Raw genomic sequence first — 21,727 nt, forward strand, 5'->3', positions numbered from 1 at the left:
GCAAGGAGGAACCCCATGTCAGGGCACACCTACAGCGTCTCCGAAATCGTCGGCACGAGCCCGAACAGCATCGATGAGGCGGTCAGGAACGGGATCGCGGCCGCAGGCCAGACCGTCCGGAACCTCGACTGGTTCGAGGTCCAGTCCATCCGCGGGCATCTCGACGACGGCGGGGTGGCCGACTGGCAGGTGACCCTCAAGTTCGGCTTCCGCCTGGAGCGCTGACGCCTCCCCGCACCCACGCCAGCGCTGTCTGGTCCGGGATGCTCGGGTCCGCGCGGGCGACCACGAGCATCCCGGACTGCCGGCGCGGCACTTAGCCGAGCCGGAACATCGCCCAGCTCACCGGCGGCAGGACGGCGGCGAGGCGCCCGCCTTCCAGGGCCGCGCCGTCGAGCACGCGGGGCAGGACGGACGTCGAGTCCTCCTCGGTCGCGTTCCAGAGCGGGTCCTCGTTCGCGAACACGAGCGCCTCCACGAGCCCGATTCCCGCGAACGCGCTCAGGTCCGCCTCGAGGGGCAGCGAGCAGCTGCTGTCCCGGTTGACAGCGAACACGGTCATGGAGCCGGAGTCGGCGTCGTGGGTCGCGACGGCGGAGAGCGCCGGCACGCGGCCGTGCTGCGGGGAGGCGTACGACGGCGAGTCGACGGCGAGCTGGAGCACCTCGCCTCGGGCGTGGGCCGAGGTGAGGGCGAACGGGTGGAAGATGGTCTGCTTCCACGCCGGCCCGCCGGGGGCGGTCATGATCGGGGCGATGACATTGACCAGCTGGGCCAGCGAGGCCGCGTGGACGCGGTCGGTGTGCCTCAGGAGGGTGATGAGCAGGTCCCCGACCACCACGGCGTCGGCCACGGTGTAGAGGTCCTCGGTGAGCTCGGGGGCCTCGGGCCAGTCGTCGCCGGAAGGCACCGGGGTGCGCCGGGATGACATATGCCACACGTTCCACTCGTCGAAGGAGATGTGGACCTCCCTGGCGGACCTGCGCACGCTCCTGACGTGGTCGACGTGGGCCACGATCTCGCGGATGAAGCGGTCCATGAGGTGGCCCGCCGCGAGGTGGTCAGCGAGGCTCCCCCTGTTCTCGACGTACTGGTGCGCGGAGATGTAGTCCACGAACTCGTAGGCCTCCATGAGGACGGCGCGCTCCCACTCGCCGAAGGTGTCCATTGTGGGCCCGGAGCTTCCGCACGCGACGAGCCGCAGCGCGTCCCCTCCGGCCATCCGCATGGCGCGGGCGGTCTCCGCGGCGAGGCGGCCGTACTCGGCCGGGGTCTTGTGGCCGATCTGCCACGGCCCGTCCATCTCGTTCCCGAGGCACCAGAAGGTGATGCCGTGCGGCTCCTCCGCCCCGTTCCTGCGGCGGAGGTCTGACAGGGCCGTCCCGCCCGGGTGGTTGCAGTACTCGAGGACGTCGAGGGCCTCCTGCACGCCGCGGGTGCCGAGGTTGACGGCAATCATGGGCTCGACGCCCGCCTTGCGGCACCACTGCACGAAGTCGTCCAGGCCCACCTGGTTGGTCTCGGTCGAGTGCCAGGCGAGGTCGAGCCGGACGGGGCGCTCGTCCTTGGGCCCGATCCCGTCCTCCCAGCGGTACCCGGAAACGAAGTTCCCGCCCGGGTAGCGGACCGTGCTCACGCCGAGCTCCCGGGTGAGGCCGAGGACGTCGCCCCGCCAGCCGTCGTCGTCCGCGGTGGGGTGCCCGGGCTCGTAGATGCCGGTGTAGACGCAGCGGCCGAGGTGCTCGACGAACGTCCCGAACGTCTCGCGGCGCACGGGCCCGACGGCGAAGGCCGGGTGCGCGGTGACCCGCGCCGGAGCGGGGTTCAGCGGGGGTGCCATGGTCCTCCCAGTGGTTGTCGATCCCCCATGCTCACGCCCGCCTCCGGGGGCGTCAACACTCCCTCCCGTGATCGGCCAGAATGGCCGCATGAGCCGATTCCTCGTCACCGCGCCCATCCCCGCCCTCGGCCTCGAGCTGCTCAGGGCCGCCGGGGACGTGGCGGTCCTCCCGGAGCCGCCCGACCCCGCAGCCCTGGCGGACCTGTGCGCGTCGGGCGAGTACGACGTCGTGCTCACCCAGCTCGGCGACCCGGTCGACGCCGCGCTCCTGGCCCGCGCGCGGGTCCGCGGGGTCTCGAACTTCGCGGTCGGCTACAACAACATCGACGTCCCGGCCGCGACCGCCCGCGGGATCCTGGTCGGCAACACCCCGGGCGTCCTGACGGACGCCACTGCCGACGTCGCGATGCTCCTCATCCTCGGCACCGCCCGGCGCGTCATCGAGGCCGACAGTATGGTCCGCGACGGCCGCTTCCACGGATGGGCCCCGGAGCTCATGCTCGGGCGGGACGTCTCCGGCCAGGTCCTGGGGCTGGCAGGCTTCGGGCGCATCGCCCGGGCCACGGCCCGCCGGGCCCTCGGCTTCGGCATGGAGGTCCTCTTCTCACCGCGGCCGCCCGCGGAGCGGCACGTGAGCGAGGAGGAGCTGGGCGAGTTCGCGGGCCGGGTCCGGCAGGTCCCCTGGGCGGAGCTCGTGCAGCGCAGCGACTTCCTCTCGCTCCACGTGCCCCTCAACGAGCAGACCCGCCACCTCGTCGACGCCGACGTGCTGGCCCGGATGAAGCCCGGAGCCGTCCTGGTCAACACCGCCCGCGGCCCCATCGTCGACGAGCAGGCCCTCGTCGCAGCGCTCCGCGACGGCACGATCGGCGGGGCAGGGCTCGACGTCTACGAGGACGAGCCCCGCCTCGCCCCCGGCCTCGCCGAGCTCCCCAACACCGTCCTCCTGCCCCATGTGGGCAGCGCCACGGTGCCCGTCCGCAACGAGATGGGCCGCCTCAGCGCCCTCAATGCCATCGCCATGGCCAAGGGCGAGCTACCGCCCCACCCCGTCAACCCGGAGGCGTGGCAGCAGGCGCGCGCATAGGCGCAGCGCCGGCGTAGATCAGCCCGCGCACGACGGCGGGAGGTCACCCCAGCGGGGCGGGGTCGCCGGCGAGCAGCGCGACGGCCTCGTCCTGGGACAGCTTCCTCTGGCGGTAGGCGGCGAGCACGACGTCGAGCATCGCGTCGGCCTGGTCCGGCACGTCGGCGCCCATCGCCTCGGCGGCGAAGGCGGCCCTGATGTTGTGCGCGAACGCGTCTGCGGCGGTCTGGGCGAGGCAGAGGTGGGAGGACACACCTGAGAGGAGGATGGTGTCGACTCCCCACGCGCTCAGACGGGCGAGCAGGTCGGTGCCCACGAAGGCGCTGTCGCGGCGCTTGACCAGCTCGGGGAGCCCCTGGGTGTCGAGCTCGGCGAGCGACCGGGCCTGTTCGGTGCCGCGGAACGCGAAGCCCTGGTCGTCGTCGAGCATCGAAAGGGTCCAGGTGGAACGGTCCCGTTCGTGCTCCGTGCGCACGATCAGTGCCGGCGCCCCGGACTCGCGGGCTGCGGCGATGAGGCGGTTGCACGCCGTGACGATCCGCTCGCGCTGCTCGTTGAGCGCAGGGTCCTCGAAGAAGGCGTTCTCCATGTCGATCACGAGCAGTGCGGTAGGCATGCGGGTTTCCGTACCCAGCGGTAGATGACTCAAACGGTATAGCTTGTGTCACTAAGCGGCACGCGGACTTCACAGGATGCGTCACGGAGACTTCACGTTCACCGCCGCCTCCTGCTACCGTCGAGCAAGCGCGGCATGCCGCCATTGCTGGGGAGTGATGCGGAAGCCGTTGTCGCGCTGGGACGCCCAGGCTGCACACCCCTCGCGGCCTGGGCGTCTCGGGCAGCGCGAGCCCTTCTGAGCGCGCGCATTCGGATCTACCCTGTTCAGCAGGGCCGACGCCGCCCGGTCCGCCGCGGACAGGGAGCCACCATGGCAGACAGCACCCACTGGGTCAGTGATCAGGACCATGCGTGAGATCGTGATCAGCGTCTCCGCGTACATCGCCGCGCTCGACGGCGCCCTGCTCGGCCTGCTCTTCGTGGAGTGGGGGCCCAGGTTCCCCCGGCAGGTCGTGGCCGGCTGGGTGGTCGCCTTCGCCGTGGGCTGCCTCGGCCTCGCGAGCCTGTGAGCCCTTCAGGGCCAGCCCTTCACGTGTGGGCCCCGTGGGCCTCGAACCCACGACCCGCGGATTAAAAGTCCGCTGCTCTACCAACTGAGCTAGAGGCCCGCGCCCGGCACGCGCCGGACGGGTCCACTCTAGCGCAGGCCAGCCGGCCGCCGTCGTGCGCGCCTGAGCGGGCCCGGCTTCCGGCCCCACCGCTCCGCGCTCCATGCGCCGCACCGGGCAGAGGAGTACCGTAGCGGGCATGAATCCGGGCAGCGCTTTGAAGGAGGTACGGGCATGAGCGAGAACGCAGCGTCCGGCGGATCAGGACCCGTCCGCCCCCACAAGCCGAAGCCGTTCGCGCCGATCGACTTCGAGCCCTTCGCCGGGGGCGCCGACCCGGCCCGGGTCTCCGAGGCCGCGCACCTCGCCGCCCAGGCCCTGGTCCGCCGAGGCCGCGAGAGCGACGACCCGGAGATCACCCGCCGGCTCGTGCGCCTCGCCGACGAGCAGGGGCTCGAGTCGATCGCGGAGATGTGGTCCGAGAGCCCTGCCCGGTCGCTCCCGGGAGCCCTCTGGCGCCTCTACGCCCTCCGGGCCGCCACCAAGCGCGACCCCGAACGCATCTCCGTGTACTTCAAGGCCGGCAAGGACACCGCGCAGGTCTCCCACGTGGTCGCCGGCGTCGCGGAGCCCCCGGGCGCGGACGAGCTCACCGCCATGGCGGACGCGATCCTCTCGGGCGCGTTCGACGGCGACTTCGACGTCGCGCTGGAGCGCTCGGCCGCGTTCTGCCGGGTCGTGGCACTGGGCCAGGCGACCATCGCCGACAGCGCCGAATGGGCCAGCACGCAGCATGCGACCAAGCTCACCAAGAGCGCGCACCAGCTCGTCAAGACCGCCGAGGACCTCGAGGCCTCGGCCAATGCGTGGCGCCGCGGGCAGCTCGACTAGGGGCGCTAGACCCGCCGTCGCTGATCCGTCAAGGTTGACTCTCCCCCAACAGCCGTAGAACACTGAAGGTGGCGTCGGACCGCGGCACCCCCGGGCTCCAACACTCAGCCGCTTCGAGCGGCCTTCCGCCGAGAGGCGGTCCCGGTTCGGCGCCTTAAGCTTCTCTCCACGGTCAACGCCCGCCTCCGCGGGCGTTCACCCGTCTCACGTAAGATGCCCGTGCCGGCAGTCCGCCGGCACGAAGGCTTCCGCATGGGGACAGCGGCCGCCTGACGCGCAGGTACGGTTCCCGTGCACGGAGATTCATGAAGTTCAGGCTCTTTCCGCAGGAGACCGCTGGCCTCGAGCTCCTCGCCGCGATGGCGCAGCAGTCGGTGCTCGGCGTGCAGGCGCTCTCGGAGATGTTCGGCGCTCGGCGGCAGGACTACGAGCAGCTCGTGGACGACCTCATCGGGATCGACACCCGCACCACCGAGCTCTCCCGCACCCTCCTGACGCAGCTGCGCACGAGCTTCGTGAACCCGCTCCCCCGCGAGGACCTCCTGGTCCTCTCCGAGGGCCTCGCCGCGGCGATGGGGCAGATCGTGGCCGTCGGCGAGCTGATCCAGCTCCATGCGATCGACCGGCTCCCCTCGGAGGCCTCGGACCTGCTCGAGATCATCAACCGGCAGGCCGAGCTGAGCACCACCGCCATGCGCTCGCTGTCCCACCTCGAGGACCTCGAGGACTACTGGATCGACATGATCCGGCTCTCCAAGCGCGCCGAGCACACGTACCGGGTCTGGAGCTCGGCCGCCCTGCGCGACCTCTCCATCACCGCGTTCGCCCGCAACGTCGAGGCGGCCCGCGCGCTCCTCGCCGCGACGCACGCGTTCCAGGCGGTCGCGACGCAGGTGGGCCGGATCATCGTCAAGGAATCCTGAGGTGGCCGTCGCTCTCGTCGGCACCGTGGTCGTGCTCGCGGCCGTCTTCGGGTTCCTCAACGGCTTCCGCGACACCTCCTCCGCGGTGGCCCTCACCGTCCGCACCCGCGCGCTCACGCCGAGCATCGCCGTCGTGCTTGCCGCGGTCTTCAACGTGGTCGGCGCGGTCTCGAGCGCGTGGCTCCTGACGTACTTCGGCGATTCGTTCATCCAGACCCCGCACGGCGGCGGGGGCATGACGATGCTGGTGGGCACGCTCCTGGCCGCGATCCTGTGGGGCGTGTTCGGCTGGTGGCGGGGCTACCCGTCCTCGTCCACGCACGCGCTCGTGGGCGGCCTCATCGGCGCGAGCTGGGCCGCCTCGATCCTGGGCCACGCGGGCATCGGGGCCCTGAACAGCGTCTTCTGGGCAGTGGTCGCCCTGCCGCTGGTCCTCTCGCCGCTGCTCGCGTTCGGCGTCTCCTTCTTCCTCACGCCGCTCGTGACGTGGATGGTCCGCTACTCGCAGCCCAGCAAGGCGCACGCGGGGCTCCGGGCCGCGCAGTCCGTGGGCGCCGCGATCGTCGCGTTCGGGCACGGGCTGCAGGACGGCCAGCGCGTCATCTCGATCCTCATGCTCGCCACGCTCGGCGCCGCCGTGGACTTCTCGGACATCCCCCCGTGGACCATCGCGTTCACGGCCGCGGCGCTCGGCCTCGGGACCCTCGCGGGCGGCTGGCGCATCACCTACACGCTGAGCCACCGCCTCGTGCGGGTGGACCCCCTGCGCGGGTTCGTCTCGCAGCTCGTCACGAGCTCCATGCTGTTCTTCGGGGCGCTGGGGCTGCACTGGCCCCTCTCGACCACGCACACCGTGACCACCTCGGTCCTCGGCGCCGGGGCGAGCCAGGACTACGCAGCGGTGGACGGCCGGCTCGTGATCCGGCTCGTGAGGTTCTGGCTCGTCACCCCGCTCACGACGGCGCTGCTCAGCTTCGTCTTCACGCTCGCCCTCTCGCCGCTCGCCGACATCGCCGGCTGACCGACATCGCCGGCTGAGGGCCAAACGGGGCGGGGAGCACGACGGCGGCTGCCGCACCCCCAAGGTACGGCAGCCGCCGTCGTCCTCCCCGCCGCGCTGCCGGCGATCACTGCCGGCCGGGCACGGGCGGGAAGCCTTTCACCCGAAGCGGCCGGACACGTAGTCCTCGGTCGCCTTCTCCTTCGGGTTGTTGAAGATCGCCGTGGTGTCGTTGTACTCGATGAGCTTGCCCGGCTTGCCGGTCCCGGCGATGTTGAAGAACGCGGTCTTGTCGGAGACGCGGGCCGCCTGCTGCATGTTGTGCGTGACGATCACCACCGTGTAGTCGGCCTTGAGCTCCTCGATGAGGTCCTCGATGGCGAGCGTGGAGATCGGATCGAGCGCGGAGCAGGGCTCGTCCATCAGGATCACGTCCGGCTTGACCGCGATCGCGCGGGCGATGCAGAGGCGCTGCTGCTGGCCGCCGGAGAGGCCCGAGCCGGGCTTGTCGAGGCGGTCCTTGACCTCGTTCCACAGGTTGGCGCCGCGCAGCGACGTCTCCACCAGCGCATCGGCGTCCGACTTGGAGATCTTGCGGCTGTTGAGCTTGACCCCCGCGAGCACGTTGTCCCGGATGGACATGGTCGGGAACGGGTTGGGCCGCTGGAAGACCATGCCGATGTGCGACCGGACAGCCACCGGGTCGACACCGGGCCCGTAGAGGTCGTCGCCGTCGAGGAGCACCTGGCCCTCGACGCGGGCGCCCGGGAGCACCTCGTGCATGCGGTTGAGCGTCCGCAGGAAGGTGGACTTGCCGCAGCCGGACGGGCCGATGAAGGCCGTGACCGACTTCGGGGCAATGTTGATGGTGACGCCCTCGACGGCGCGGAAGTCGCCGTAGTAGACGTTCAGGTCATGGACGTCGATGCGCTTGGACATGTGGTTCCTTCTGGTGTGTGAAGTCTGGGTCAGCGGCCGGTCTTGGGGGCGAACGCCCTGGCGATGAGACGGGCGGCGAGGTTGAGCACCATGACGAGGATGATGAGCACGAGCGCGGCCGCCCAGGCGCGCTGCTCCGACGGGCCCGGGTTGGAGGGCGAGGTCGGGTTGAGGATCTGCGTGTAGATGAAGGTCGGCAGCGAGGCCATCCAGCCCGAGAACGGGTTGTTGTTGATGGCGGTCGCGAAGCCGGCCGTCACGAGGATCGGGGCGGTCTCGCCGATGACGCGGGCGATCGAGAGGGTGACGCCCGAGGCGATGCCGGAGATGGCGGTGGGGACGACGACCTTCAGGATGGTGCGCCACTTGCGCACGCCGAGGGCGTAGGAGGCCTCGCGCAGCTCGTTCGGGACGATCTTGAGCATCTCCTCGGTCGAGCGCACGACCACGGGGATCATGAGCACGGAGAGGGCGACGGCGGCGACGAAGCCGGTCTTCGTCCCGGGGCCGACGATCACGAAGAAGAACGCCGCGGCGAAGAGGCCGGCCACGATCGAGGGGATGCCGGTCATGACGTCCACGAAGAACGTGATGGCGCGCGCGAGGGGGCGGTCGTCGCCGTACTCGACGAGGTAGACCGCGGTGAGCAGACCGACCGGGACGGAGATGAGGGTCGCCAGGAGCGTGATCCACACGGTGCCCAGGAGCGCGTGGTAGATGCCGCCGACCACGTGGGTGCCCTCGTTGACGGCGCGGTTGTCGAAGACGCCCGTGACGCCGTTCATGCTCGTTCCGAGGAAGCCCGGGGTGAGCAGGCCGGGGATGCCGGCCACCAGCACGGTCCAGATGACCGAGACGAGCGGGAGGAGCGCGACGAGGAAGGACCCCACGACGAGGCAGGTCGCGAGCTTGTCGGCAGCCTTCCGGCCGCCCTCCACGATCCGGCTCCAGGAGACGTAGACGACCGCGAAGATGACCGCGGACAGGACGCCCCATCCGAAGGCGTTGAAGCCGGGGACGGCGATGATCGCCGCGCCGAGGACGAGGGCGACGGCGAGCGACACCCAACCCGCGTAGCCGGGAAGGCGCCCGCGGGTGAGCTTGGAGCGGCGGGGGGTTGCTGTTGCGGTGGCCATGTCAGTTCGCTCCCGAGAATTCCTTGTGGCGGCTGATGATCCAGCGCGCGACCATGTTCACCGCGAGCGTGATCACGAAGAGCACGAGGCCCGCCGCGATGAGGGTGGCGACCTTGAGGCCCGAGGCCTCCGGGAAGTTGAGCGCGATCTCGGCGGCAATGGTCTGGTTGCCCGACTGGATCAGGCTCAGCGTGAGCGCTCCCGAGGAGAGGACGAGCGCGACCGCCATCGTCTCGCCGAGCGCGCGGCCGAGGCCGAGCATCACGGCGCTGATGACGCCCGGGCGGGCGAACGGGAAGACGGCCATCCGGATCATCTCCCAGCGCGTCGCGCCGAGCGCGAGGGCCGCTTCCTCGTGCAGCTTCGGCGTCTGGAGGAAGATCTCGCGGGAGAGCGAGGTGATGATGGGCAGCACCATGACGGCCAGGACGATCCCGGCGGTGAGGATCGTCTTGCCGGTGGCCGAGGCCGGGCCCGCGAAGATCGGGATCCAGCCGAGGTTCTGGGCAAGCCAAGCGTACGCGGGCGAGATCTGGCCGGCGAGGAAGGCCGCACCCCACGCGCCGTAGACCACCGACGGGATCGCGGCGAGGAGGTCCACGACGTACCCGAGCCCCGAGGCGAGGCGGCGGGGTGCGAAGTGGGTGATGAACAGGGCGACGCCGATGGCGATCGGCGTCGCGATGACCAGGGCGATCGCCGCGGCCACGATGGTGCCGATGACGATCGGCCAGATGTAGGCGAAGAAGCCCTTGCCGCCCTGGATCTGCGCCGGGTCGGCGAAGAAGGCCGGGAGGGCCTGGACGATGAGGAAGACGGCGACGCCGAAGAGGACGGCGAGGATGAGGCAGCCCGCCGCGAGGGCGAGAGTGGAGAAGACCTTGTCGCCGCGCGGGCTGTCCTGCGCCGTGATGGCGGGGGGGACGTCTGTCCGGGCGGTCGGCTTGGCTGGCGCTGTGGTCACGTCAGGACCCTTCCTTCTGGAGTCTCAGCCGAGTGGTTGGTGATGGAAGCCCGGAACGGCTTGGGGGAACGCTCCGAACACAGTGCTGGTTCCCCGCCCCCGCCGAGCCGCGGGCTGGCGCGGCAGTGCGGCGTCAGCGGCGGAGGCGGGAACGGGGAACCAGTGATGCTGATCAGGCCTTGGTGCCTGAGTTCAGGCTAGGACTTGACCTTGACCGAGTCGATGGCCGTCTTGGCCTTGCCCGCGAGGGACGAGGAGAGCGGGGCCGACTTGGCCGACGCCGCCGCGTCCTTCTGGCCCTGCTCGGAGACGACGTAGGTCTCCCAGGCCTTGACGAGGTCGACCGTCTTCTGGTCGGCGTACGTCGTGCAGAGGACGTGGTAGGAGACGAGGACGAGCGGGTAGACCCCGGCCTCCTTCGTCGTGCGGTCGAGCTTGATCGAGAGGTCGTTGGCGGGACGGCCCTCGACCGGCTTGCTGACCTCGACGGCCTTCGCAGCGGCCTCGGCCGAGATCTTCACGAAGTTGTCGCCGACCTTGACCTGGGCGGTGCCGAGCTTGCCGGAGACGGCCGAGTCGTCGGCGTAGGTCACGGCCCCGGCGGTGTCGGAGACCGTCTTCACGACGCCCGAGGTGCCCTTCGCGTTCTCGCCCTTGAGCGAGGACGGCCAGTTGCCCGACGGCTTGTCGGTCCAGATGCTCGGTGCGGTGGCCGAGAGGTACTCGGTGAAGTTCGTGGTGGTGCCCGAGTCGTCGGAGCGGTTCACCGGGGTGACCTTGAGGTCAGGCAGGGAGACGCCGGGGTTGAGCGCGGCGATGGCCGGGTCGTTCCACGTGGCGACCTGGCCGCGGAAGATCTTCGCGATCGTGTCCGCGTCGAGCTTGAGGTCGGTGATGCCCGGCAGGTTGAACGCGACGGCGATCGGGGAGATGTAGACCGGGACGTTGATGGCGCCGTCGGGGCCGCACTTGGCCTTGGCCGCCGTCATCTCGTCGTCCTTGAGGTAGGCATCGGAGCCAGCGAACTGCGCCGAGCCGTCGATGAGGGCCTTGCGGCCGGCGCCCGAGCCGTCCGGGGAGTACTGGACGGTGGCGCCCTGGTTGGCGCTGGCGAATGCGGTCTTCCAGGCGTCCATGGCCGCGCCCTGCGCGGAGGAGCCGATGCCGGTCAGCGTGCCGGTGACAGCCTTGCCGGAGGCAGCGGCCGAGGACTGGCCAGTGCTGGTGGCGTTGTCGGAACCGCACGCGGACAGCGCGAGGGCGCCAGCGGCGACGACAGCAACGGCCGAGAGACGGCCGAGACGGAGAGCCTTCACGAAAGAACCCCTTCCAGGGTGATTGGGTGCGTACGAGGCGTACTGCATTCGAAGCTAGTGCCAACAGGTAACGACTCTCCGGGGCGATGGTTAACGGAAGGTGAACTGAGCGCGGAATCGCGATGACATGGGCCGCACCGCTCTTGCCTTCTTCGTCACATCGCACTATGGGAGCGGCATCCGACTGAGCGCCGGCGTCCCGCTGGACGGCGTGCCGGCGTGGGCTCCCTAGACTTCCCTGTATGGGCATCACTCGGGCAGCACCGGTCGGACGGGCGGTCGCTGCTGCTCGGGACTACGGCCGCGACCTCGCGTCGTCGGGCCTCGTGCGGGTGCGCCGCTCGCTCTTCCCCGCCATCGCCATGACCGTGGGCGCGGTGCTCGCCTACTTCATCGCCGAGGACGTCCTGGGCCACAGCGGGCCGATCTTCGCCGCCACATCGGCCCTCATCTCTCTGGGGTTCGGCCGGGACCTCACGGTCCGGAAGGTCCTCGAGGTGGCGATCGGCTGCACCCTCGGCATCGCGGTCGGCGATCTGCTCATGCACTTCCTCGGCGCGGGACTGTGGCAGGCGGGGATCATCCTGTTCGTCTCCATCCTGCTCGCGCGATTCCTCGACCGGGGCGTCATCTTCGCGACCCAGCTGGGCCTGCAGTCGGTCCTCGTCGTCCTCCTGCCGGCCCCGGCGGGCGGCCCGTTCACCCGGAGCCTCGACGCCGTCGTCGGCGGCCTCATCGCCCTGACGATGACCGCCCTCCTCCCCCGCGACCCGCGCGTCCAGCCGCGCCGGGACCTCCAGGAGCTCGTCGGGATGTTCTCCACGATGCTCCGTGAGTGCTCCGCCGCCCTCGCCGACGCGGACTCGACCCGGGCATGGCACGCCCTCGTGCGCGGGCGCAGCTCCCAGTCGCTCGTGGACGCGATCCGCGGCAGCCTGAAGGCCTCCTCGGAGGTCACGCGCATCGCCCCCGCCTACCGGCGCCACCGCGCGGAACTCGAGGAGATCGAGCGTGCGGTCGAGTTCCTGGACCTCGGGCTGCGCAACGGGCGCGTCGTTGCCCGCCGGCTCACCTCCGTGATCAACAACGCTGCCCTCACCCAGACCGCCGCGGACAGCATCGCAGACCTCCTCGCCGAGACGGCGGACGCGCTCGACCACGTGGCGCTCGGCCTCGTCGCGGAGCGCCGCGAGGAGCGCCGCGCCCAGATGCGGACGGCCCGGCTCGAGCTCGCGGACATCGCCGCACGTGCCCACCCCCGGCAGCTGCACGTGGAGAGGCTCGAGGGCGAGGCCCTCGTGATCCTCCTGCGCCCGATGCTCGTGGACCTCCTCGAGGCGACCGGCCACGCCCATGACGAGGCCGTCGCGCTCCTGCCGCGGCTCTGATGCACCGGAACTGTCGGACCCCTGCCCTAGCCTGAGTCCATGGCGACGAAGACCTCCACGCGAAGCAGCTCCCGGGCCGGCAAGGCTCCGGGCTACCGGTGCGCCGAGTGCGGCTGGACCACGGCCAAGTGGGTGGGGCGCTGCGGCGAGTGCCAGGCGTGGGGCACCGTCGAGGAGGTCGGCGCCGTGGTGGCGCGCACGACTCCGGCCACCACCGTCCTCGAGCCGGCCCGCCCGATCGCCGAGATCGACGCGACCGACGCCGCGTTCCTCCCCACGGGGGTGGTCGAGCTCGACCGCGTGCTCGGCGGCGGCCTGGTGCCCGGCGCCGTCATCCTGCTGGCCGGGGAGCCCGGCGTCGGGAAGTCGACGCTCCTGCTCGACGTCGCCGCGAAGGTCGGCGCCGGTCTGGACGGCGTGTCGCCGCGGGACGTGCTGTACGTGACCGGCGAGGAGTCCGCGGCCCAGGTGAAGCTGCGGGCCGAGCGGATCGCCGCCGTCGCGCCCCGGCTGTTCCTCGCGGCCGAGACGGACCTCTCGCAGGCGCTCGGCCACGTCGAGAAGCTCTCGCCCCAGCTGCTCATCGTCGACTCGGTCCAGACCCTCTCGAGTGCCGAGGTGGACGGCAGCGCCGGCGGGGTCTCGCAGGTGCGCGAGGTCGCGGCGTCGATCATCGCCGCTGCGAAGCGGCGGAACATGACCACACTCCTCGTTGGGCACGTGACCAAGGACGGCTCGATCGCCGGCCCGCGGCTGCTCGAGCACCTCGTGGACGTGGTGTGCCAGTTCGAGGGGGAACGGCACTCGAGGCTCCGCCTCTTGCGGGCGGTGAAGAACCGCTACGGTCCCACCGACGAGGTGGGCTGCTTCGACCTCACCGAGACCGGGATCCTCAGCGTCACCGATCCCTCGGGGCTGTTCGTGTCCCGCACGAAGGATCCCGTCTCTGGCACGTGCATCACGGTCACTCTCGAGGGGCGCCGGCCGCTCCTTGCCGAGGTGCAGTCCCTGCTCGCGGAGACCGCGGCGGCCCAGCCCCGCCGTGCCACGAGCGGCCTGGACTCCTCCCGGGTCGCGATGCTCCTCGCAGTGCTCCAGCAGCGCGCGGGCTGCCTCCTGCATAAGGACGACACCTACGTGGCCACGGTGGGCGGCGTGAAGCTCAGCGAGCCTGCCACCGACCTCGCCGTCGCCCTCGCCGTCGCCTCGGCGAAGACGCGCACGGCACTCCCCCAGCGGCTCATCGCCTTCGGCGAGGTCGGCCTCGCGGGCGAGGTAAGGCCCGTGCCCGGCATCAACCGGCGGATCCAGGAGGCCCACCGGCTCGGCTTCACCCACGCCATCGTCCCGGCGAGCCCCACCGGCCCGGGGGAGGTTCCCGAGGGCTTCAAGGTCCGTGAGGTTTCCCACGTCGCGGAGGCGCTCGAACTGCTCATCCCCGGGACGTCCTAGCCCATCCAGGCCGAAACCAGCCGATTCTTGCCCGAATCGTTGCGTTTCCGGCCGCCTTGGGCACAGTCTGGCCGCAGGCGCGCGGATACCATGGGTTCTGCGTGCCCGCGCTGGCACCTGCCGCGTGGAGAGGACGAAGGACAAGAGAATGGCTCGGACCCCCGAGGAAGTGCTCAAAGCCACCTTGGCCCGGGTCGCACCCGGCACCGGGCTGCGCGACGGGCTCGAGCGGATCCTCCGGGGACGCACGGGGGCCCTCATCGTCCTGGGCTACAACCCGACAGTCGAGTCGATCTGCTCCGGCGGCTTCGAGATCGGCATCGAGTTCTCCCCCACCCGGCTCCGCGAGCTGGCCAAGATGGACGGCGCGATCGTGTGCGACAGGGACGCCCGCACCATCGTGAAGGCGGCCGTCCACCTCGTCCCCGACTCCCGGATCGAGACCCACGAGTCGGGCACGCGCCACCGCACCGCGGAGCGCGTCGCTATCCAGACGGGCCTGCCGGTCATCTCGGTGAGCCAGTCCATGCAGATCATCGCCCTGTACGTCCAGGGCATCCGGCACGTGATCGAGGGCTCTGAGAACGTCCTCGCCCGCGCCAACCAGGCGCTCGCGACGCTCGAGCGGTACCGGGCCCGCCTCGACCAGGTCACGAATTCGCTCTCGGCCCTCGAGATCGAGGCCATGGTCACGGTGCGGGACATCGCCCAGACCCTCCAGCGGCAGGAGATGGTGCGGCGCATCTCCGAGGAGATCGCCCAGTACGTCCTCGAACTCGGCGAGGACGGGCGGCTCCTGGCACTCCAGCTCGAAGAGCTCACGGCAGGCCTCGGGCCCGGCAGCGACGTCGTGATCCGCGACTACGCCGGGGACTCGGCGACGCAGGAGACGATCGATTCGGCCGTGCAGGCGCTCATGGACCTCACGAGCGTGGACCTCATCGACCTGAACCGGATCGCCGCGATCCTCGGCTACGCGGGCGGTTCCGAATCCCTCGACGCCCTCGTGCAGCCGCGCGGGTACCGCCTCATCTCCGGCCTCAAGCCGGTGCCGCGCGCGGTCGCCGACCGTCTCGTGGACCACTTCGGCGGCCTGCAGAACCTCATGGCCGCGACCATCGAGGACCTCATGACCGTAGACGGGATCGGCGAGCAGCGCGCACGCACCGTCCGGGAGGGGCTGTCGCGCATGGCCGAGGCGAGCCTCCTCGACCGCTTCCTCTGACGGCCGCCGGAATCACCGGTTTGCTGCCCCGCGCAGGCGGGCGCGCGGCGTCGTGCGCGCCCTACTTGAGCTCGAAGACCGCCTTGGAGCTGGTGGTCGCGCCGAGCGACGCGGTCAGGACGTAGATCCCGGGCTTCGGCTGGACGCTGGCGGCCTTGCACCCCTCGATGCTGCGCACCCGGGACCACGGGAAGTTCGCGGTCTCGGCGGCGCCGGCGGCGATGGTCTTGGGCAGGTCCTCCGCGGTGGCCTGGCAGTCCTTCGAGGAGAAGATCCGGTCCACGCCGCTGACCACGAGGAACTCCATCTGCTTGGTCCCGACGTTGACCTCGCAGGGGATCGTGTTCCCGTTGGTGACCTTGAGCGTGAAGAGGGGCTTCTCCGACGGGCCGTACACGGCCTTGTCCGTCGACGCGGCGACCGTGATCAGGTGGGGATCGCAGCTGGGAGTCGGGGTGGCGCTTGCGGTCTCTGTCGGCGCTGCGGACGGGGTGGACGGGTCGCCCGACGGCGTCGCCTCGGGCCCTGCGGCGGCGGTGGTGGCCGCCTCGCCGGCGGCGTTGGAGCCGACGGCCACGACCGCCGCGGCGACGCCGACGCCCAGGACGCCGAGGATGAGCGCCATGAGGACCACGACGGCGATCCGGCGCCTGCGGTACACCTCCGGGCTCTGCCGCCGGGGTCCGGACGTCCTGACTGCTCGTCCCGACGACCCCTTCGAGCCTGCTCCGCCCGCACCCTTTCCTGCCATGCTTCTAGGCTAGGATCCGCGGGCCGGGCGGACCGCACCGGCACGCCGCGGCCGGGGGTCCGGGCAACCTCGCCGGCCCGCTAGAGTGGGCAGACCCGAACCGTCTGGGGGTCACCTTCTGGGGGTCACCTCGAGTGACCCCCAGAAGGTGACCCCCAGAACGTGACCCCCAGAAAGGTGCCCGTGACCGCGATCGCCGCTCCCCGCCGTCGTGCGTCGGCCGCCTCGCCGCCTGCGCGGCTCACAGACCTGCACGCGGCGCTGGCCGCGTGGTTCGCGCGTGAGGCCCGTGACCTGCCGTGGCGCGCCGCCGACCGGACCCCGTGGGGCGTCCTCGTGAGCGAGATCATGCTGCAGCAGACCCCCGTGGTGCGGGTCCTGCCGGTGTGGGAGGAGTGGATGCGGCGATGGCCGCACCCGTCGGACCTCGCTGCCGAACCCGCCGGCGAAGCCGTGCGCGCCTGGGGCCGGCTGGGGTATCCGCGGCGGGCGCTGAGGCTCCATGCCGCGGCGGCGGTCATCGCACGGGAGCACGACGGCGAGCTGCCCACCACCGAGGAAGGCCTCCTCGCACTGCCGGGCGTCGGCACGTACACGGCCGCGGCCGTTGCGGCGTTCGCGTTCGGCGCCCGAGCGACGGTGGTGGACACGAACATCCGGCGCGTCCACGCCCGGCTCGTTGGCGGGGAGGCGCTCCCGGCCCCGTCGCTCACGGCGGCCGAGCAGCGCCGAGCCGCCGCGCTCCTGCCAGAGGGCCGGGCGGAGTCCGTGGTGTGGAACGCAGCGGCGATGGAGCTCGGCGCCCTCGTGTGCACGGCGCGCTCGCCGCGGTGCTCGGAATGCCCGGTCGCCGCGGACTGCGCCTGGCTGGCCGCGGGAGAGCCGCCGCCCACCTACACGCCCCGGGGCCAGGCCTGGCACGGTACCGACCGGCAGGTGCGCGGCGCGATCATGGCCGTGCTCCGCGCCGCCGAGCACGGAGTGCCGCGCGCGCTGCTCGATGACAGCGCGCTGGCAACGGTCTCGGACAGCGCTGCCGACCGCGTGGGCCCCGCCGTGGCGCGACTCAAGGCCCTGCAGGCCGGGCCTGAGCAGCGCGAGCGCGCGCTGGCCGGGCTCCTCGCTGACGGCCTCGCTGTGGACGCCGACGGGGTGCTGCGGCTGCCGTGAAGGCGGCGAGCATATTGACATCACCCGGAGGCCGCCAGCCTGCATTCCGGGCCGATCCGTGCGCGAGTTGTGCAGATATGTCCGCCCACCGCCTCTGGGGCATCTAGGCTCAGGCCATGGACGCCCGCGCATCCCTGATGGTGCTTGGCACTGCCGTGGCGGGTGCAGGCCTGACCGGGTGCGGGCCCACGGCCTGTCCCGCGGTCGGCTATGTCTCGACCGTCACCCTGCGCGTCACGCCGGAGCGGGCGGAGAGCCTCCGCGCCCTCAGCGTCGAGCTCTGCCAGGACGGAGCCTGCCGGTCCGTGGCGCTCGACGGCGCGCTCACGGGGACCAGCCCGGACTCCCTGCCGCCCGCAACGCCGGGCGCACTGCGCGCCCGGTCGCTGCGCACGGCGGACGGCAGCACTGAGGTCGCCATCGAGGCCGCCATCAACGATCATCCTCTCGACGTCACCGCGAACGGAACGGACGCCGGGGGGCTCCCGATCGGCACGAGCAGCGTCCGCCTCACACCGAAGACCACCTATCCCTACGGCAGGGACTGCGGAGGCCCCACCACCGCATCCGCCACCCTCGACCCGCAGGGGCTGCGGGCGGGGTAGGCCCGGGGTCGGCTACTCGCGCGCCCGCCCGTGGAGCCACCGGATCATCCGGGTGTTCCCGAGGGTGTTTGGCTTGACCCGGGCAAGGTCCAGGAACTCGGCGACGCCCTCGTCGTGGGAGCGCAGGAGCTCGGAGTACACCTCGGGGTCCACACCGGACTGGTCGGCCATGACCTCGAAACCGTGCCGCTCGAAGAACCCCACCTCGAAGGTGAGGCAGAAGACCCGCTGCACGCCGACGTCGCGCGCCTCCTGGAGCAGCTGCTCGACGAGCGCATGCCCGACCCCGTGCCCGCGCCACGTGTCCGCGGCGGCAAGGGTGCGGATCTCGGCCAGGTCCTCCCACATGACGTGGAGCGCGCCGCAGCCGACGAGCTCCCCGTCCGGGCCCTCCGCGACACGGAACTCCTGGATGGCCTCGTAGTAGGCGACCGACTCCTTCGAGATGAGGATCCGCTGCTCCGCCAGCGGCGCGACGAGGCGCTTGATCGCGGCGACGTCGCTCGTTCGGGCCCGGCGCAGGGTGAAGGGAGGCGCGGCGGGGTCGGCGGAGGTCTCGGGGGTCATGCGCTCAATCCTAGTGGCGCGCCTCGGGGCCGGGGGGCTGGCGGCCCAGCTCCCGCGAGTAGTAGAACTGCGGCTCCGACTGGCCTGGGTTGCCGCTCACGTAGCCGTGGCGCTCGTAGAAGCGCCGCGCATCGGCATCCTCGCCGTCGACGTTGATCTCCAGCAGTTCCGCCCCGCGGTCCCGCGCCGCTGCCTCGGCGGCCTCGAGCAGGGCACCGCCGAGTCCGCCGTTGCGCCGCCCGGGAACCACGTACAGCTCCTCGAGGAGGGCCGTCGGCCCGTCCGACCACACCGTGGCGCGGAAGCTCAGGAGGGCGACGCCGACCGCAGGGTCCCCGACGACGAGCGCCACGGCGGCGGGGCCGGCCAGCATCATGGAGAGCCGCTGGGCCAGGACCGCGACGCCTGGGCTCGGCTCCCCGAATTCCCGGTTGAAGGCGTCGAGGAGCCGCGCGAGCGCCTCTGCGTCCGCCGGACCCGCCCGGCGCACGACGGCGTGTGGCCGGCTGCCGCTCATGGGCCCAGCGTAGCGGGAGGTGACCCCCAGGAGGTGACCTTCAGGACGTGACCTCCAGAAGGTGACCTTCAGAGCTCGCCGAAGCCGGCCTCGACCTGAGCGCGCACGAAGTTGAGTGCCTTCAGCGCGTCCGGGCCCGAGGTCTCCACCACGAGCTGGCTGTCCTTCCCCGCACCCAGGCCCATGAGCGCCATGACGGACTGGCCGTCGACGCCGTTGACGGTCACCTGGACGTCGAAGGCCGAGAGCCTGCCCGCGAGCACGGCCGCCGGCCGCGCGTGCAGCCCCATGGGGTTCACGAGGGTCAGGACCGCGGACTCTGTGGGCTCCCGGAGCTCGGGCGGCTCCTCGGCCTCGGCGCCCGGGACGGCTTCCTCGGCGGCGCGCACGACGCCCTCCAGCCCGGCTCCCGCCGCGGCCGCGACCGCGGCGGCGACGGCTCCTTCGACGAGGGCCGCGTCGGCAATCCGGACCCGCTGGCGCTGGGAGTCCTCGAGGAACTCGAGCACTGACTCAGCCGTCATGACGGCGGACCCGAGGTCGGCGAGCACCACGACCCCCTCGCCCTGGTCCGCTGCCCCGATGCCCTCCATGACCTTCTCGAAGGAGGTTCCCACGCCGCCGTCGTCCGTCCCGCCCGCCGCGACGAGCGGAACGCCGGACCCCATCTGGGCGGCGACCTCCACGACGCCTTCAGCGAGGCGCGCGCTGTGCGAGACGATGAGCAGTCCGACGGGGGTCACGCGTCCGCCTCCGCGGTGGCGGTGACGGCGGCGCGCAGGATGAGAGCCGTGGACACCGCGCCGGGATCGAGGTGGCCCGCGCTCCGCTGCCCCAGGTAGCTCGCCCGGCCCTTGCGGGCCACGAGCGGCTTGGTGGCCTGCGCGCCGGCCTCGGCAGCGTCGGCCGCGGCACCGAGCGCTGCGTGTCCGTCTGCCCCGCCGGCGGCGGCGTCCACGGCGGGCGTCCACGCATCCACCATCGTCTTGTCCCCCGGCTCGGCCTTGCCGCGGGCCACGATCCCGTCGCGTCCTGCGGCCAGCATCCGCGCGACCGCAGGGCCGTCCAGCGCCTCGGCATCGCCGATCGCGGTCGAGGCCCGCAGGAACGCCGTGCCGTACAGCGGGCCCGCGGCGCCGCCGACCTTGCTCATGAGCATCATGGCGGCCATCTTGAGGGCTCCGGCGAGGGATGCGGGCGGCTCCTCGTCCAACTTCGCCACGATCGCCGCGAAGCCGCGGTCCATGTTCTCGCCATGGTCGCCGTCGCCGATCGCGCGGTCGAGGTCGATGAGCTCCTCCCGCTGCTCCGCGATGACGCGGGCGCTCTCCCGCAGCCAGCGTTCGGCCCACGCGGTGTCGAGGGCCGCCATCACGCGCCCCACCGCAGTGCCGGGGTGTGCACGGGGGCGTCCCAGAGCGCGGTGAGCTCGTCGTCGAGCCGGAGCACGGTGACAGAGCACCCCTGCATCTCGAGCGAGGTCGTGTAGTTCCCCACCAGGCTCCTTTCGACCAAGGCGCCACGGTCTGCCAGGATCCGGGCCGCCACGCGGTACACGATGTAGAGCTCCGAGAGCGGCGTGCCGCCCATGCCGTTGACGAAGAGCAGGACCCTCTCCCCCTCGGCGAGCCCGAGGTCCTCCATGACAGGCGTGAGGAGGTGCTCGGTCAGGGCGTCGGCGGGCTCGAGGCCCACGCGGCGCCGCCCTGGCTCGCCGTGGATGCCGATCCCGATCTCGATCTCATCCTCACCAAGATCGAAGCTCGTCTTCCCGGCGTGCGGGACGGTGCAGGGCGTGAGCGCGAGGCCCATCGAGCGGACGTTCGCGACGACCTTCCGCCCGATCGCCTCGACCTCGTCCAGGCGGTCTCCGCGCTCGGCGGCCGCGCCGGCGATCTTCTCCACGAGCACCGTCCCGGCCACGCCGCGCCGCCCGGCGGTGTAGAGGGAGTCCTCGACGGCGACGTCGTCGTCCACGAGGACCGTGCGCACGTCGAGACCCTCGGCCTGGCACATCTCGGCGGCCGTCTCGAAGTTGAGCACGTCGCCCGTGTAGTTCTTCACGACAAGCACGACGCCGGCCCCTCCGTCCGCTGCCTGCGTCGCAGGGATGATCGCGTCCGGAGTGGGCGAGGTGAAGACGGCGCCGGGGACGGCGGCGTCGAGCATTCCCCTCCCAACGTATCCGGAATGGAGGGGCTCATGCCCGCTGCCGCCGCCGGACACGAGGCCGACCTTGCCCGGGACGGCACCGCCCGCGCGGCTGACGAAGAGCGGGTCGGAGTGGACGCGGACCAGGTCGGCGTGCGCGAGCCCGAAGCCCTCCACCGACTCGTCCACCACCGCCCGCGGGTCATTGATGAGCTTCTTCATGCCGCTCCTTTGCACGGTGTCCCACGCTTGCACGGGTCGTGCTTGGAGCCTACCGCAGGGCTATGCGCTGCTCTCCGCCCCGCCGGGCTTGAGGTCCTCGCCCGTGACCGGGTCGCGCTGCTCCCCCGCGAGCTCATCGGCGTCGGCTCGCTGTCCGGACCCCGACGTCGGCTCGTCGCCAGCCTGCTGGTCGCCGGCCTGCTGGCCGGCGCCTTGCTGCCCGCCGCCCTGCTGCCCGCCGCCCTGCGGCTCGCCGGCGCCCTGGCCCATCTCCTGCTCGGGGGTGGGGACGCCGTATCCGCCGGGTCCGCGCTCGGCATCCTTCTGGGACTCGTCCGGGTTCTCGGGGGTCACAGTGTTCATGGCTTCCCTTCCATCGTCTCCATCGAGCTGTCGGGGGAGTGATTGCCCTGTGGG

Annotated in this window: 24 protein-coding genes and 1 tRNA gene; 11 read left to right on the plus strand and 14 right to left on the minus strand. The window is 71.6% G+C overall.

The genetic code is table 11. The features are described from left to right. Positions 1–15: 15 nt before the first annotated feature. The gene (locus ACQ5BE_RS12205) at positions 16–225 is read left to right on the plus strand and encodes a dodecin (RefSeq protein ID WP_208711286.1); all 210 of its coding nucleotides are present in this window, start codon (positions 16–18) and stop codon (positions 223–225) included. Positions 226–316: 91 nt separating this feature from the next. On the opposite strand, the gene ACQ5BE_RS12210 is transcribed toward ACQ5BE_RS12205, so the two are convergent. Next, the gene (locus tag ACQ5BE_RS12210) at positions 317–1,840 is read right to left on the minus strand and encodes an alpha-N-arabinofuranosidase (RefSeq protein ID WP_430297270.1); all 1,524 of its coding nucleotides are present in this window, start codon (positions 1,838–1,840) and stop codon (positions 317–319) included. 88 nt (positions 1,841–1,928) lie between these two features. On the opposite strand from ACQ5BE_RS12210, the gene ACQ5BE_RS12215 reads away from it, so the two are divergent. Then, positions 1,929–2,927 (plus strand): 2-hydroxyacid dehydrogenase, encoded by a 999-nt coding sequence (locus ACQ5BE_RS12215; protein WP_430297271.1) that lies wholly within the window; start codon positions 1,929–1,931, stop codon positions 2,925–2,927. A 43-nt stretch (positions 2,928–2,970) separates the two neighbouring features. Here the strand turns inward: ACQ5BE_RS12215 and ACQ5BE_RS12220 are convergent, their stop codons facing one another. After that, positions 2,971–3,543: a cysteine hydrolase family protein gene (locus tag ACQ5BE_RS12220; RefSeq protein ID WP_430297272.1), complete on the minus strand. Its 573-nt coding sequence runs from the start codon at positions 3,541–3,543 to the stop codon at positions 2,971–2,973. A gap of 349 nt (positions 3,544–3,892) precedes the next feature. On the opposite strand from ACQ5BE_RS12220, the gene ACQ5BE_RS12225 reads away from it, so the two are divergent. Then, on the plus strand, positions 3,893–4,054 hold the full coding sequence (locus tag ACQ5BE_RS12225) for a hypothetical protein (RefSeq protein WP_413249615.1): 162 nt from the start codon (positions 3,893–3,895) through the stop codon (positions 4,052–4,054). A 26-nt stretch (positions 4,055–4,080) separates the two neighbouring features. Here the strand turns inward: ACQ5BE_RS12225 and ACQ5BE_RS12230 are convergent. Next, positions 4,081–4,153 (minus strand) — tRNA-Lys (locus tag ACQ5BE_RS12230). A gap of 174 nt (positions 4,154–4,327) precedes the next feature. On the opposite strand from ACQ5BE_RS12230, the gene ACQ5BE_RS12235 reads away from it, so the two are divergent. From ACQ5BE_RS12235 to ACQ5BE_RS12245, 3 genes are all read left to right on the plus strand, one after another. Further along, positions 4,328–4,984 (plus strand): hypothetical protein, encoded by a 657-nt coding sequence (locus tag ACQ5BE_RS12235; protein ID WP_344299849.1) that lies wholly within the window; start codon positions 4,328–4,330, stop codon positions 4,982–4,984. A 305-nt stretch (positions 4,985–5,289) separates the two neighbouring features. Continuing rightward, on the plus strand, positions 5,290–5,907 hold the full coding sequence (locus ACQ5BE_RS12240) for a nuclease PIN (RefSeq protein ID WP_344299851.1): 618 nt from the start codon (positions 5,290–5,292) through the stop codon (positions 5,905–5,907). Position 5,908: 1 nt separating this feature from the next. Continuing rightward, positions 5,909–6,928, plus strand: a complete 1,020-nt coding sequence (locus ACQ5BE_RS12245; protein WP_344299852.1) for an inorganic phosphate transporter — start codon at positions 5,909–5,911, stop codon at positions 6,926–6,928. A 138-nt stretch (positions 6,929–7,066) separates the two neighbouring features. Here the strand turns inward: ACQ5BE_RS12245 and pstB are convergent, their stop codons facing one another. The 4 genes from pstB to pstS all read right to left on the minus strand — a co-directional run bounded on the left by pstB (position 7,067) and on the right by pstS (position 11,262). Further along, the gene (gene pstB / locus ACQ5BE_RS12250) at positions 7,067–7,846 is read right to left on the minus strand and encodes a phosphate ABC transporter ATP-binding protein PstB (RefSeq protein ID WP_208711267.1); all 780 of its coding nucleotides are present in this window, start codon (positions 7,844–7,846) and stop codon (positions 7,067–7,069) included. A gap of 29 nt (positions 7,847–7,875) precedes the next feature. After that, a complete protein-coding gene (gene pstA, locus ACQ5BE_RS12255; protein WP_430297273.1) occupies positions 7,876–8,982 on the minus strand; it encodes a phosphate ABC transporter permease PstA in 1,107 nt (368 codons plus the stop codon). 1 nt (position 8,983) lies between these two features. Then, positions 8,984–9,895, minus strand: a complete 912-nt coding sequence (pstC, locus tag ACQ5BE_RS12260) for a phosphate ABC transporter permease subunit PstC (protein WP_208712777.1) — start codon at positions 9,893–9,895, stop codon at positions 8,984–8,986. A gap of 248 nt (positions 9,896–10,143) precedes the next feature. After that, positions 10,144–11,262, minus strand: coding sequence for a phosphate ABC transporter substrate-binding protein PstS (pstS, locus tag ACQ5BE_RS12265; RefSeq protein ID WP_430297274.1), 1,119 nt, complete (start codon positions 11,260–11,262; stop codon positions 10,144–10,146). Positions 11,263–11,504: 242 nt separating this feature from the next. Here pstS and ACQ5BE_RS12270 point away from each other — a divergent pair, with 242 nt between their 5' ends. The 3 genes from ACQ5BE_RS12270 to disA all read left to right on the plus strand — a co-directional run bounded on the left by ACQ5BE_RS12270 (position 11,505) and on the right by disA (position 15,327). Next, on the plus strand, positions 11,505–12,650 hold the full coding sequence (locus ACQ5BE_RS12270; RefSeq protein ID WP_430297275.1) for an FUSC family protein: 1,146 nt from the start codon (positions 11,505–11,507) through the stop codon (positions 12,648–12,650). A 39-nt stretch (positions 12,651–12,689) separates the two neighbouring features. Continuing rightward, positions 12,690–14,102: a DNA repair protein RadA gene (gene radA / locus ACQ5BE_RS12275; protein WP_430297276.1), complete on the plus strand. Its 1,413-nt coding sequence runs from the start codon at positions 12,690–12,692 to the stop codon at positions 14,100–14,102. A 148-nt stretch (positions 14,103–14,250) separates the two neighbouring features. Further along, a complete protein-coding gene (gene disA, locus ACQ5BE_RS12280; RefSeq protein WP_208711260.1) occupies positions 14,251–15,327 on the plus strand; it encodes a DNA integrity scanning diadenylate cyclase DisA in 1,077 nt (358 codons plus the stop codon). Positions 15,328–15,388: 61 nt separating this feature from the next. On the opposite strand, the gene ACQ5BE_RS12285 is transcribed toward disA, so the two are convergent. After that, positions 15,389–16,078, minus strand: coding sequence for a hypothetical protein (locus ACQ5BE_RS12285; RefSeq protein ID WP_430297277.1), 690 nt, complete (start codon positions 16,076–16,078; stop codon positions 15,389–15,391). Between the two features lie 192 nt (positions 16,079–16,270). Here ACQ5BE_RS12285 and ACQ5BE_RS12290 point away from each other — a divergent pair, with 192 nt between their 5' ends. Continuing rightward, positions 16,271–17,248: an A/G-specific adenine glycosylase gene (locus tag ACQ5BE_RS12290; RefSeq protein WP_430297382.1), complete on the plus strand. Its 978-nt coding sequence runs from the start codon at positions 16,271–16,273 to the stop codon at positions 17,246–17,248. Positions 17,249–17,364: 116 nt separating this feature from the next. Further along, positions 17,365–17,853, plus strand: a complete 489-nt coding sequence (locus ACQ5BE_RS12295; protein ID WP_430297278.1) for a hypothetical protein — start codon at positions 17,365–17,367, stop codon at positions 17,851–17,853. Between the two features lie 12 nt (positions 17,854–17,865). Here the strand turns inward: ACQ5BE_RS12295 and ACQ5BE_RS12300 are convergent, their stop codons facing one another. The 6 genes from ACQ5BE_RS12300 to ACQ5BE_RS12325 all read right to left on the minus strand — a co-directional run bounded on the left by ACQ5BE_RS12300 (position 17,866) and on the right by ACQ5BE_RS12325 (position 21,673). Continuing rightward, a complete protein-coding gene (locus ACQ5BE_RS12300) occupies positions 17,866–18,420 on the minus strand; it encodes an amino-acid N-acetyltransferase (RefSeq protein ID WP_430297279.1) in 555 nt (184 codons plus the stop codon). A gap of 10 nt (positions 18,421–18,430) precedes the next feature. Next, positions 18,431–18,937 carry a GNAT family N-acetyltransferase gene (locus tag ACQ5BE_RS12305; RefSeq protein WP_430297280.1) on the minus strand — a complete coding sequence of 169 codons (507 nt, stop codon included), beginning with the start codon at positions 18,935–18,937 and terminating at the stop codon, positions 18,431–18,433. Between the two features lie 68 nt (positions 18,938–19,005). After that, positions 19,006–19,680, minus strand: a complete 675-nt coding sequence (gene dhaM / locus ACQ5BE_RS12310; protein WP_430297281.1) for a dihydroxyacetone kinase phosphoryl donor subunit DhaM — start codon at positions 19,678–19,680, stop codon at positions 19,006–19,008. After that, positions 19,677–20,309: a dihydroxyacetone kinase subunit DhaL gene (gene dhaL, locus ACQ5BE_RS12315; RefSeq protein ID WP_430297282.1), complete on the minus strand. Its 633-nt coding sequence runs from the start codon at positions 20,307–20,309 to the stop codon at positions 19,677–19,679. Before dhaL ends, dhaM begins: the two co-directional genes overlap by 4 nt. After that, entirely contained in the window at positions 20,309–21,310 is a 1,002-nt protein-coding gene (dhaK, locus tag ACQ5BE_RS12320) for a dihydroxyacetone kinase subunit DhaK (RefSeq protein WP_430297283.1), read from the minus strand. The genes dhaL and dhaK overlap by 1 nt, the downstream gene beginning before the upstream one ends. A gap of 60 nt (positions 21,311–21,370) precedes the next feature. Beyond that, complete coding sequence (locus ACQ5BE_RS12325) at positions 21,371–21,673, minus strand: hypothetical protein (protein ID WP_430297284.1); 303 nt, start codon at positions 21,671–21,673, stop codon at positions 21,371–21,373. Positions 21,674–21,727 lie beyond the last annotated feature (54 nt).

Origin of the sequence: Sinomonas sp. B1-1, assembly GCF_050474465.1 — a bacterium.
Lineage (GTDB): Bacteria > Actinomycetota > Actinomycetes > Actinomycetales > Micrococcaceae > Sinomonas > Sinomonas flava.